General features: G+C 75.4%; 11 protein-coding genes. 5 read left to right on the top strand and 6 right to left on the bottom strand.

The window, feature by feature from the left end; genetic code table 11:
- Positions 1-49 precede the first annotated feature (49 nt).
- Both M0638_RS24080 and M0638_RS24075 read left to right on the top strand, forming a co-directional pair.
- On the top strand, positions 50-1,255 hold the full coding sequence (locus M0638_RS24080) for a M20 aminoacylase family protein (RefSeq protein ID WP_248669504.1): 1,206 nt from the start codon (positions 50-52) through the stop codon (positions 1,253-1,255).
- A gap of 41 nt (positions 1,256-1,296) precedes the next feature.
- Positions 1,297-2,037 carry a nucleoside deaminase gene (locus M0638_RS24075; protein ID WP_345893065.1) on the top strand — a complete coding sequence of 247 codons (741 nt, stop codon included), beginning with the start codon at positions 1,297-1,299 and terminating at the stop codon, positions 2,035-2,037.
- A gap of 189 nt (positions 2,038-2,226) precedes the next feature.
- Here the strand turns inward: M0638_RS24075 and hydA are convergent, their stop codons facing one another.
- Together hydA and M0638_RS24065 are read right to left on the bottom strand one after the other, a co-directional pair.
- A complete protein-coding gene (gene hydA / locus M0638_RS24070) occupies positions 2,227-3,690 on the bottom strand; it encodes a dihydropyrimidinase (protein ID WP_248669503.1) in 1,464 nt (487 codons plus the stop codon).
- Positions 3,691-4,069: 379 nt separating this feature from the next.
- The gene (locus M0638_RS24065; RefSeq protein ID WP_248669502.1) at positions 4,070-4,645 is read right to left on the bottom strand and encodes a hypothetical protein; all 576 of its coding nucleotides are present in this window, start codon (positions 4,643-4,645) and stop codon (positions 4,070-4,072) included.
- 173 nt (positions 4,646-4,818) lie between these two features.
- On the opposite strand from M0638_RS24065, the gene M0638_RS24060 reads away from it, so the two are divergent.
- A complete protein-coding gene (locus tag M0638_RS24060) occupies positions 4,819-5,571 on the top strand; it encodes a response regulator (protein WP_248669501.1) in 753 nt (250 codons plus the stop codon).
- Between the two features lie 3 nt (positions 5,572-5,574).
- Positions 5,575-7,140 carry an ATP-binding protein gene (locus M0638_RS24055; RefSeq protein ID WP_408903667.1) on the top strand — a complete coding sequence of 522 codons (1,566 nt, stop codon included), beginning with the start codon at positions 5,575-5,577 and terminating at the stop codon, positions 7,138-7,140.
- Between the two features lie 239 nt (positions 7,141-7,379).
- Here the strand turns inward: M0638_RS24055 and M0638_RS24050 are convergent, their stop codons facing one another.
- The 4 genes from M0638_RS24050 to cbiE all read right to left on the bottom strand — a co-directional run bounded on the left by M0638_RS24050 (position 7,380) and on the right by cbiE (position 10,458).
- Positions 7,380-7,868, bottom strand: a complete 489-nt coding sequence (locus M0638_RS24050) for a DUF1203 domain-containing protein (RefSeq protein WP_248669500.1) — start codon at positions 7,866-7,868, stop codon at positions 7,380-7,382.
- 246 nt (positions 7,869-8,114) lie between these two features.
- Positions 8,115-8,663 carry a hypothetical protein gene (locus tag M0638_RS24045; protein ID WP_248669499.1) on the bottom strand — a complete coding sequence of 183 codons (549 nt, stop codon included), beginning with the start codon at positions 8,661-8,663 and terminating at the stop codon, positions 8,115-8,117.
- A 146-nt stretch (positions 8,664-8,809) separates the two neighbouring features.
- Positions 8,810-9,235 carry a cobalamin biosynthesis protein gene (locus tag M0638_RS24040; RefSeq protein ID WP_248669498.1) on the bottom strand — a complete coding sequence of 142 codons (426 nt, stop codon included), beginning with the start codon at positions 9,233-9,235 and terminating at the stop codon, positions 8,810-8,812.
- A 5-nt stretch (positions 9,236-9,240) separates the two neighbouring features.
- Positions 9,241-10,458, bottom strand: coding sequence for a precorrin-6y C5,15-methyltransferase (decarboxylating) subunit CbiE (gene cbiE / locus M0638_RS24035; RefSeq protein WP_248669497.1), 1,218 nt, complete (start codon positions 10,456-10,458; stop codon positions 9,241-9,243).
- Here cbiE and M0638_RS24030 point away from each other — a divergent pair.
- A complete protein-coding gene (locus tag M0638_RS24030) occupies positions 10,440-11,207 on the top strand; it encodes a cobalt-precorrin-6A reductase (RefSeq protein ID WP_248669496.1) in 768 nt (255 codons plus the stop codon). The two genes, cbiE and M0638_RS24030, sit on opposite strands and share 19 nt — an antisense overlap.
- Positions 11,208-11,343 lie beyond the last annotated feature (136 nt).

Below are 11,343 nucleotides of genomic sequence, written 5' to 3'. Positions count from 1 at the left end.
CCCCCGGGGGGGCCCCCCCCCACGAGCCCCGGAAAGAGAGGACCACACCATGACCGAGACCATCCTCGACACGATCCGCGCGGCCGAGCCCGGGCTGGTGGCGCTGCGCCGCGACCTGCACGCCCATCCCGAGACCGGCTTCGAGGAGCGCCGCACCGCCGGCATCGTCGCCGGAAGGCTGCGGGCGCTCGGCCTCGACGTCGCCGAGGGCGTCGGCCGCACCGGCGTGGTCGGCACGCTGACCGGCACCCGCGCCCCCTCTTCCAACACGGCCAACCGCGCCATCGGCCTGCGCGCCGACATGGACGCGCTGAACATCGAGGAGGCGACGGGCCTGCCCTACGCCTCCACCAACCCCGGCAAGATGCATGCCTGCGGCCATGACGGGCACACCGCCATGCTGCTGGGCGCGGCCGAGGTGCTGGCGAGGCACCGCGACTTCGCCGGCACCGTCCACTTCATCTTCCAGCCGGCCGAGGAGGGGCTGGGCGGCGGCCTCGCCATGCTGGCCGACGGGCTGCTGGAACGCTTCCCGGTGGACAGCCTCTACGGCATGCACAACTGGCCCGGCACGGCGGTGGGCCGGTTCTGCACCCGCACCGGCCCGCTGATGGCCGCCGGCGACACCTGGACGGTGACCTTCCGCGGCACCGGCGGGCATGGCGGCAACGGCGCGCACAACGCCACCGACGTCACCCTGGCGCAGGCGCAGTTCATCGGCGCGCTGCAGACCATCGTCAGCCGCAACGTGCCGGCGCTGCAGAGCGCCGTGGTCAGCGTCGGCTACGTCGGCGGCGGCAGCTGGGAATCGCCCAACGTGATCCCCGCCGAGCTGGTGGTGCGCGGCACGGCGCGCAGCTTCGACGAGCGGATCCGCGGGCTGATCGAGCGGCGCATGGGCGAGATGGCGCAGTCCGTCGCCGCCACCTTCGGCTGCACCGCCGAGCTGCGCTACGAGCGCATCTTCGACGTGCTGGTGAACGACGAGGCCCGCACCCGCACCTCCCTCGAGGTCGCGCGCGCGCTGGTCGGCGAGGAGGCCGTCGACCCGGCGATGCGGCCGGTGACGGGCTCGGAGGACTTCGCCTTCATGCTGGGGCAGTGCCCGGGCAGCTACGTCATGCTCGGCAACGGCGTGGCCGAGGATGGCAGCTTCGTCCCGGTGCACACGCCGCGCTACGACTTCAACGACGCCATCCTGCCGCTCGGCGTGCGCTACTGGGCGGAGCTGGTCCACCGCGAGCTGGGGGGCTGACGCAGGGGGCTGACGTGGGGAGGGGGGCCGCTGGCCCCAGGGTGCTCTCCCACTCCGGCGGCGAGGAGGGCGCCTGCGGCGCCGGGCTGCTGACCGGCTGGACCGAGGCCGGCACGCGGCCGGTCCTCGACCTCGTCACCGGCGTCAGCACCGGTGCGCTGACCGCGCCCTTCGCCTTGATCTCGGCTCCGGCCGGGCCGGGGCGCCGATCCCGGCGCGGGCGTCGAAAGGGGCTGACGCCCGGCCGCGCCGCCGCCATGCTGCCGTCACGGCGGCAGGAGCAGGCGCGGATGGGCAGCACGCTTTCGGATGCGGACCGGCGCTTCCTGGCGGAAGCCATCGCCCTGTCGCACGAGGCCCGCGCGATGGGCCGCCACCCCTTCGCCGCCCTGGTGGTGGACGCCTCGGGGCAGGTGGTGCAGCGCGCCGTCAACGACAGCCGCCCGCCCGGGGGCGACCCCACGCGCCACGCGGAACTGGCGGCCGCCGCCGGCGCGGCGCGGACGCTCGGCATCGAGGCCCTGTCCGGGGCCACCCTCTACTCCTCCGCCGAGCCCTGCGCGATGTGCGCCGGCGCCGTCTACTGGTGCGGCATCGGGCGGGTGGTCTACGGCCTGTCGGAGCGGCGCCTGCTCGGGCTTACCGGCGCCCATGCGGAGAACCCGACCCTCTCCCTGCCCTGTCGCGAGGTGTTCGCGCGCGGGCAGCGGCAGGTCGAGGTGCTGGGGCCGGCCATGGAGACGGAAGCCGCCATGGCGCATGACGGCTTCTGGACCACGTAGCACTGCCCCGCACCGCTCCCGGCGCGCCTGGCATCCATCGCCGATCCTGGCGACCGGCCGGCCCCATGGCAGGGACCGGCGGGGCCGAGCCGGCCCGGGCCGGACCGACGGGCCGGAGGGGGTCTTCTCACCATGGTCCGGATCGGCGGGGCCGCCGCGCCCGATCGTCGCCCGGGCCCGGCCCACCCGTCAGCCCGCGTGCGCCGCCGTGTCGAAGCCGTTCGGCAGCCGCCCGGTCGGCCGGATGAGATCGTAGGGCGCACGCGGCAGGTAGCGGCCGCTGCCGGGCTCGGCCGTCACCACGCCGTCGCGCATCACCAGCTCGCCGCGGCGCACCGTCATCACCGGCCAGCCGGTGACCTCCATGCCCTCGTAGGGGGTGTAGTCGATCGCCTGCTGCATCAGCGCGTTGGTGAGGGTGACGCGCTTCTGCGGGTCCCAGATGGCGAGGTCGGCGTCCGACCCCACCTGGATCACGCCCTTGCGCGGGGCGAGGCCCATCAGCCGCGCCGGGTTGGTGCTGGTCAGCGCCACGAACTGGTCGAGCGAGAGGCGGCCCTTCGAGACGCCCTCGGAGAACATGATCGGCAGCCGCGCCGCGACGCCGGGCACGCCGTTCGGGATGGCGCGGAAATTCGCGTCGCGCCCGTGCTTGGCCTTGCCGCGATCGTTGTGGAAGCTCCAGCCCGAATGGTCGGAGGAGACCACGTCGAGCGTGCCCTGGCGCAGCACGCGCCACAGCCCCTCCTGCGCCGCCGCGTCGCGCGGGCTCGGCGAGCACATGAACTTCGCGCCCTCGAAGCTGCCGTCGCGCCCGCTGGTGCGGGCCATGTCGTCGGCGGTCAGCACCAGGTACTGCGGGCAGGTCTCGCCCCATACCTTGAGGCCGCGCCACTGCGCGCGCGCGATCTCCTCGGCCACCTCGGCGCAGGAGACGTGGAAGATCTGGATCGGCTGGTCCACCAGCTCGGCCAGCGCGATGGCGCGGTGCGTCGCCTCGCGCTCCACCACCACGGGGCGGCTCCAGGCGTGGTACCTCGGCTCGGTCAGGCCGGCGGCGAGCAGCGCCTCGGTGCGCCACTTGATGGCGTCGTAATTCTCGCAGTGGACGGTGACCAGGGCGCCGGTGCGGCGCGCGGCGGCGAGGACGCGCAGGTAGCCGCGATCGTCGAGATGCACGTCGTCATAGGTCAGGAACACCTTGAGCGAGCGCATCCCGCGCGCGACGAATTGCGGGATCTCGGCGATGGTGGCGTCCGTGGCCTCGGCGATGACGAGGTGGAAGCCGTAGTCGAGCATCCCCGTGGCGGCGCGCTTCTCGTAGTCGGCCACCCGCTCGGCGAGCGAGGCCCCCTTCCAGCCGGGCACGAAGCAGACGACGCTGGTGGTGCCGCCGGCGAAGGCGCTGCGCGAGCCGGTGAGGAAGGTCTCCTCGTACACCGTCCCGTCCGGGTCCGGCTGCTCGATGTGGCAGTGGCTGTCCACGCCGCCGGGCAGCACCAGCAGCCCGCCCGCGTCGACGGTGCGGGCGGCATCCGCGAGTCGCTCGCCGAGTGCCACGACGCGTCCGTCCTTCACGCCGATGTCGCAGCGCGTGGTGCCGCAGCCCGTGGCCACGAGGCCGCCGCGCACCGCCAGGTCGAACTCCGCCATAGCCTCTCTAATCCCTGCCGATCGGCCCGCAACATGCGTGGCCTTGGGGGGCGAGGGCAAGGTGCGAGCCGGCCCCCGGCGCGGCCGGGAGGGGGGAGCGGGGGTGGGTCGGACGGGCCCCGCGGGGGAGCGGGGCCCGTCCGTGCGGCCATGGCGAAGGGGGGAACCCCATGGCCGCCGCGCCGGGCCACCCCAGGGAGGCGGGGGCAGACCCGAGGGGGATGCGGCAGGCGAGGCGCGCCGCCGAGGCGCCCCCCGGCGGTCGCGCGGGCGCCCGCCCGGGAGGGCCGGGCCCGCGCCGGGGGCCGCGTCCGGAGGGCCATGCCCGAGGGCCGCCCCCCGGAGGCACGGCCCCGTTCCGGCCAGCCGGCCGGAATACCTACCCGACCCGGTGGATGCGGCCGGTGGCGCGGTCCATGCGGAAGCGGGCGAAGGCGCCGCCCTCGGCGGGGGCGAGGCCGAACTCGACCGTGTTCTCCTCGGCCTCCTTCACGTCCACCACGCGCCAGGAACGCTCGCCGTTCCAGAGCAGGAAGCCTTCGACGATGCGCTGCACCTCGGGCGGGGTCAGGTGGCGGTCGCCGCGATGGAAGATCAGCCCGGCGAAGGGGCCGCCGCGGTGGCGCATCATCGGGCCCATCGGGCCGCCCATCGGCCCGGGAGGAGCTCCCATGGGGCCGGCCATCATGGGTCCGGCCATCGGGCCGCCCCAGCCGCGCGGGCCGCCCATGCGCTCCCCCCCTCGCTCTCCCATCCGCTCTCCCCTGGGGGGGCCGGGCGGGCGGGGGCCGGGCGGGCCGTCGGGCGGCGGCGCGGGCGGCGTGGCGGCGGGGGCGCCCGGCGGCGCGGCCGAGGGGGAAGCCGGCGCCTGCTGTGCCAGCGCGACGGCGGAAATTCCCGCCACGGCCAGCACGGGCAGGGCGAACAGCCAGCGGGACTGCGTGCGTCTCTTCATGGGGCGTCTCTCCGAGCCTCGTCCGTGCCCGGCATGCTGCCGCCGCCATGTTGCGCGGCGATGCCGGCCCCGGTGGAGAATTGCAACGATCCGCAACAGCGGCGGCGGCAGCAACGCTCCGCAACAGCGGTGGCTGCCGCCCCTCGTCTGTAACAGGCTATGGTGTACCCATCATGGAGCCGCAACCGCACATCCTGGTGGTCGACGACGACCGCGAGATCCGCGACCTGCTGACACGCTTCCTCGAACGCCAGGGCATGCGCGTGACCCCGGCGCGCGACGCGCGGGAGGCACGACGGTTGTGGCCGCTCGGGCGCTACCACCTCGTCGTGCTCGACCTGATGCTGCCGGGCGAGCCGGGGCTCGACTTCGCCCGCTGGCTGCGCGGCCCCGGCAGCACGGATTCCACCGTGCCGATCATCATGCTGACCGCCATGGCCGAGGAGACCGACCGCATCGTCGGGCTGGAGCTGGGCGCCGACGACTACATGCAGAAGCCCTTCAACCCGCGCGAGCTGCTGGCGCGCATCCGCGCCGTGCTGCGCCGCGCCGGCGAGGGGGGCGCCACCCCGGGCGGCACCAAGGAACCGGCGCCCAAGGCGATCCGCTTCGCCGGCTGGACGCTGGAGCCGGGCCGTCGCCGCCTGCTCAACCCGGACGGCGCCGAGGTGCCGCTGACGGGGGGCGAGTACGAGCTGCTGCTGGTGCTGGTGGAGCGCCCCAACCGGGTGCTGACGCGCGACATGCTGATGGACCTGCTGCGCGGCCGGCAGGCCGGGCCCTTCGACCGGGCCATCGACGTCGCCGTCTCGCGCCTGCGGCGCAAGCTGGAGGACGACGGCCGCAACCCCTCGCTGATCAAGACGGTGCGCGGCGGCGGCTACGTGCTGGCGGCCAGCATCGAGCGCCTGCCCGGCAGCGAGTAGCGCGTGCCGGCCTCCCTGCGCGCCACGCTGCGCCGCTGGCTGCCCGGCACGCTGGGCGGGCGCACCGCGCTGCTGCTGCTGGCCGGGCTGATGCTGGTGCAGGGCCTTGGCCTGACCATCCACGCGCTGGACCGGGTGGACCTGCAACGCGAGGTGCAGGCGCGCGAGATCATGGCCCGCGCCTTCGGCGCCTGGCGCGCGGTGGTGCTGGCGCCGCCCGAACGGCGGGCCCTGCTGCTGCTCGACGCCGAGCCGCAGCCGGGGCTGAACTTCGAGCTTTCCACCGTTCCCGCCGTGCGACCGGGCATGCCGCCGCCCTCGGCCGAGACGATGCGGCTGTTCCATCTCGACCTCATGCTGGCCAGCTTCGCGCGGCGGCGCGGGCCGGACCTGCTGCTGCCGCCCCGGATCGGCCGGGGGCGGCCCGCGGAGAAGCCGGGCGAGCGGGCGGCGGAGGATCGGCCCTACGGCCCCCTGCGGGACGGAGCCGGCGGCCGGCCGGGATCCGAGGAGCCGCCGGGCGCCCGCCCGCCGCTGGCCGATCCCGGCCCGCCGCCGCATCTGCGGCCCGCCGAGATGCGCATGGCCGGGCTCGGCCATCCGGGCGGCTTCCTGGCCAGCCTGCGCCTCGCCGACGGGCCGTGGCTGAACCTGCGGGTGGAGCTGCCGCCGCCGCGCCCCTGGCACTCGCCCACCTTCCTGATCGCCTTCGTGCTGATGACGGTGGCGGCGGCGGGGCTGATCCTCTGGGCGGTGAGCCGGCTGACGCGGCCGGTGCGGCTGCTGGCCGCCGCCGCCGAGCGCCTCGGGCGCGACGTCAACGCCCCGCCCCTGCCCGAGCGGGGCCCGAGCGAGGTGACGATCGCGGCCCGCGCCTTCAACCTGATGGCCGAGCGCATCCGCCGCTTCGTCTCGGACCGCACGCAGATGCTGGCGGCGATCGGGCACGACCTGCGCACCCCGATCACCCGGCTGCGCCTGCGCGCCGAGTTCATGGACGACGACGAGCAGCGCCGGAAGATGCTGGCCGACCTCGACGAGATGGAGGCGATGGTGACGGCGACGCTGGCCTTCGGCCGCGACGACGCCGCCACCGAGCCGGCCGGGCCGCTCGACCTCGCCGCGCTCTGCCGCACCGTGCTGGACGAGGCGGCCGATGCGCGCCCCGAGGCCGAGCCGCAGGATTTCGCCTACGAGGGCCCGGACCGGCTGACCGTGCGCGCCCGGCCGGTGGCGCTGAAGCGCGCCGTGGCCAACCTGGTGAACAACGCGCTGGCCTATGCCGGCGACGTGCGCATCCGCCTCGCCCCGGCGCGGCCGGACGGCCGGGGGCGCGGCACGGTGGTGCGGCTGGCGATCGAGGATAGCGGCCCGGGCGTGCCGGAGGAGGAGTTGGAGGGCGTGTTCCAGCCCTTCCGCCGGCTGGAGGGCAGCCGCAACCGGGAGACGGGCGGCACCGGGCTCGGCCTGCCGATCGCGCGCAACATCCTGCGCGCGCATGGCGGCGACGTGGTGCTGCGGAACCGCGCGGAGGGGGGGCTGCGGGCGGAGGTGACGCTGCCGGCTTAGAGCGGATCGCCGGAGGGCGGCTACGCCCGGAGGCGTGAATCCGCTCGGAAAACAACGGGATGCGGCGGCACGCAGTCCCAACCGGTTTGCGTTCCGCTCCAGAGCGTTTTCAAGCTGGGCGTACTCACCCGGCGACTCGGACAATGCGAAAAATCAAAAAGCTGAGCCGTTCCCGCCTGACCGTATCAGGCCGGAACGGCTCCAGCGTGGCCGCGCGCGGCCGGCAGGCCGGTTGCGGTTCAGGGGCCGCCCGGCAGGCGCTCGACCTGCGCGAGCAGGCAGCCGGGCCGGGCGGTGTGGATGCTGACGAAGGCCGTCCGGGCATCGCCGAGCGCGCGCCGCAGCGGCGCCTCGACCTCGCCGCCCGCGCAGACCTGGCCGAGATCGTAGAGGCACTGGTCGGCCGCGTCGTAGGCGCGCACCGAGACCAGCGGGTTGGCCAGCACGATCGGCGCGATCCGGTTCGCCGCCTCGGCGCGCGGGCACGGTGCCTCGTGCAGGAAGATCGGGCTCGGGGTCCAGTAGACGCCAAGCGGCCGTGGCAGGTCGTAGGAGCCGAGCAGCACGGCCTCGCCCGGCGCGGCGAGGCGCAGGCAGTGGCGGCAGGGGAAGTGGCTGCCCGCCGCCGCCACGGCGCGGCGCAGCGCGTTGCCGCGGTCGTCCAGGCCGGTGCGGCGGAAGCGGTCGGCGGTTTCGGTCGGGATGGCGACGCAGCGGAATCCGGTCATGGGGTACCTCCGGCGCGCATCGTTCCGCGTCGGGCGGCGCGCGGCACTCCGGTTCCGACCGGGCAATCGGAAAGAGGGAGTTGGTGGCTGTCCCTGCCCCGACGCTCCCGTTGCAACCCGTGCCGCCAGCGGTCGCGATGCCTGCTCGGCCGCCGGCTGGGGCAGGAGGCACAATGCGTGAGCGTGGGTGTGGGTGTGGGCCTGCGCCGACGGTACCGGCGCCGCCTCGCCCCGATGCCGCCGTTCCTATCGGACGGTGATCTCGAAACGAAGCGAAGGCGATCTGCCGGAGGGAAAGAAGGTCTCGACGACCGCCACGTCCTGTCCGGTGAAGCCGGGCGTCGGCTGGTAGGAGATGAGGGTCGCCGGGAGGCGCCTCGAATTGCAGGCGTATGGGGGATCGCCGGGAACGTAGCTCGGAAAGGCCGTGCCCATGGCGATGTGGACGGTGCCGTGCGCCGGCGGTGTCGCGATCCGTGCCTCGACCGGGCCGATCGGCGTGCAGTCCGGGTTCAGGGAATGCAGGTTGGCCAGCAGAAGCGTCGCCCCGGAGGTGGTGGTCTTTCTCACCGTGATCATGCTGGCCGACATCAGCCTGGCCGTCGATGTCATGCCCTGCGCGGGACGTGGCGCCGGAAGCGGCGCCGCCTGGGAAGGAACCGCCACGCCGCCTCCGGCCGGCACGATCTGGGCGTTCTGGGTGGACAGGTTGTTCGTGACGCAACCGGCCAGCAAGAGACACGCCAGCATGCCAGGGAAGCGCCATGCGACGGGCGACGAAGAGGCTGCGTTCATTGCTTTCCGTGACACACGACCCGTGGCGCCCGGATCATTCCGGCCCAAACCCGGCAATTCCGGATTATACGAATATTCAAGCATCCGGGGCGAGTTAATTTCGTTTCGCGATTTATCCGCCGTTCCGCCGGCAACGGCCGGTCGGCTCAGTGCGTGGCCAACGCGCAACTCGCCTTGTCCCCGTCCACCCGCGCCACCAGCAGCCGCGCCCCCTCCCCCGCTGCCGCCAGCGCGCAGCCCTCCGCCACCGAGGCGATGCCGGTATGCCGCGCCGCTGCCGCCGACCGCGTCACGCAGCGCGGCTGCACCGCCAGCAGCGCCTCCCGCCCGACCCATGCGAGCGGCAGTCCCAGCGCCGCCGCCGCCTCGGCCAGCGCCGCCGCATCCCGCCGGAATTCCGGTGCCGCCAGTCGCGTCACGCGACGGCCGGACACCGCCTCGGCCCGCCGCACCAGCGCGACCACCGCCTCGGCCACGCAGCCCGGCCGGCAGCCGATCCCGGCGACAATGTCCGCGCCGATCTCGGCGACGACCTCGGCGTCGCCCCCTCGTCCGCCAGGGCTGGAATCCACCCCCGTCACCCCTTCACCGCCGCGTACTGCGTCACCGTCATCGCCGGCCGGAAGCCGTGCATCCGGCCCACCCCGTCCAGCCGCTCCACGCCGATCCGCGTCAGCGTACCGCCCCAGCGCGCATGCGCCGCGAACAGCGCCGCCTCGGTCTCGATGGTCACGGCGTTCGCCACCAGCCGCCCGCCCGGGCGCAGCGCCGCCCAGGCCGCCTCCAGCACGCCCTCGCCGGCCGCCCCGCCACCCAGGAACACCGCGTCCGGCACCGGCAGCCCGGCCAGCGCCGCCGGCGCCCGCCCCGGCACCACCTGTAACCCCGGCACACCGAGCACGAGCGCGTTGCGCGCCGCCCGCGCCGCGCGGTCCGGGCGCGGCTCCAGCCCGATCGCCCGGTTGGCCGGGTGCCGCAGCAGCCACTCGATGGCGACGGAGCCGGAGCCGAGCCCGATATCCCACAGCAGCTCGCCCCGCCGCGGCGCCAGCGCCGCCAGGGTCACGGCGCGCACCTCCTGCTTGGTGAGCTGCCCGTCATGCTCGAACAGCGCGTCCGGCAGGCCGGAGGCGAGTGGGATCACCCGCGCGCCGGGCAGCGCCGAGACCTCCAGCGCCAGCAGGTTCAACGGATCCACCGCCGCGAAGGCCGCCGCGTGCGCGGGGGCGCTGCGCCGGCGCTCGCGCGGGCCGCCCAGGGCTTCCAGCAGGTGCAGCCGCGTCGGGCCGAAGCCGTTGGCCCGCAGCATCGCGGCCACCGCCGCCGGCGTGCGCGCATCGGCCGAGAGCGCCAGCACCCGCGCGCCCGGTTGCAGCAGCGGCGCCAGCGCCGCCAGCGGCCGGCCGCAGAAGGAGATCGTGGCGCAGTCCTGCAACGCCCAGCCCAGCCGCGCGCAGGCCAGCGCGAAGGCCGAGGGCGCGGGGAGGCACAGGAACTCGCCCGCCGGCACCAGCCCCGCCAGCGCGTTGCCGACGCCGAAGCAGAACGGGTCGCCCGAGGCCAGCACCGCGACCGGCCGGCCCCGGCGCGCCAGGATGTCGGGGTAGGCGGCGGTCATCGGGCTCGGCCACGGATGCGCCTCGCCGCGCAGCAGCGGCGCCGCCAGGGCCAGGTGGCGGGCGCCGCCGAACACCGCCTCGGCGCCTTCCAGCAGGGTCCGCGCGGCGGCGGAAAGCCCATCGACCCCGTCCTCGCCGATCCCCAGGATGGCGAGCCATGGCGGCGGATTCGTCACGGCCGAAGCTCCTGCTCCTCGGCGGCACCACGGAGGCCTCGGCCCTGGCGCGGCTGCTGGCGGCGGATGGGCGCCTCGACGCCACCCTCTCGCTGGCCGGCGCCACGCGCGCGCCGCGCCCGCAGCCCATCCCGACGCGCATCGGCGGCTTCGGCGGCGCCGGGGGGCTGGCGCAGCACCTGCGCGAGACCGGCACGCGGCTGCTGGTGGACGCCACGCACCCCTTCGCCGCCCGCATCTCCGCCAACGCGGCCGCGGCGGCGCGGCTCGCCGGCGTGACGCTGCTGGCGGTGCGCCGGCCGCCCTGGGTGGCCGGGCCGGGCGATTGCTGGGTCGCGGTGCCGGACATGCAGGCCGCCGCGCGCGCGCTCGGCCCGCTGCCGCGCCGGGTGCTGCTGACGGTCGGGCGGAAGGAGCTGGCGCCCTTCGCGGCGGCGCCCGGGCACCGCTACCTGGTGCGCAGCGTCGATCCGCCGCCCGAGGCACTGCTGCCGCGAGGGGCCACGGTCATCACCGCCACCGGGCCATTCGCGCTGGAGGACGAGCGGGCGCTGCTGCGGGCGCACGGCATCGAGGCGATCGTGACGAAGAATTCCGGCGGCACCGCCACGGCCGCGAAGCTCGGCGCGGCACGGGAACTGGGCGTGACGGTGGTGATGGTGGCGCGGCCGGCAGCGCCGCCAGAGGTGGAGGCCGTGGCCACCGCCGAGGCGGCGATGCGCTGGGTGGCACGCATGGCGCCCGCCTGAGCGGCGGCGGTCCTCCCGGAGCCCGGCCTGCCGGCGGAGAGCACGCTGTCCCCGCTGGGTCGCGCTTCGCCGTCGGGGAGGGCTCCGCCCCCCCCAAACCCCGTGCTCCCAGTGGGGAGGGCTCCGCCCTCCCCAA

The organism is Roseomonas acroporae (assembly GCF_023223525.1).
Taxonomy (GTDB): domain Bacteria; phylum Pseudomonadota; class Alphaproteobacteria; order Acetobacterales; family Acetobacteraceae; genus Roseomonas_E; species Roseomonas_E acroporae.
This window is presented reverse-complemented; position numbering and strand designations above follow the sequence as displayed.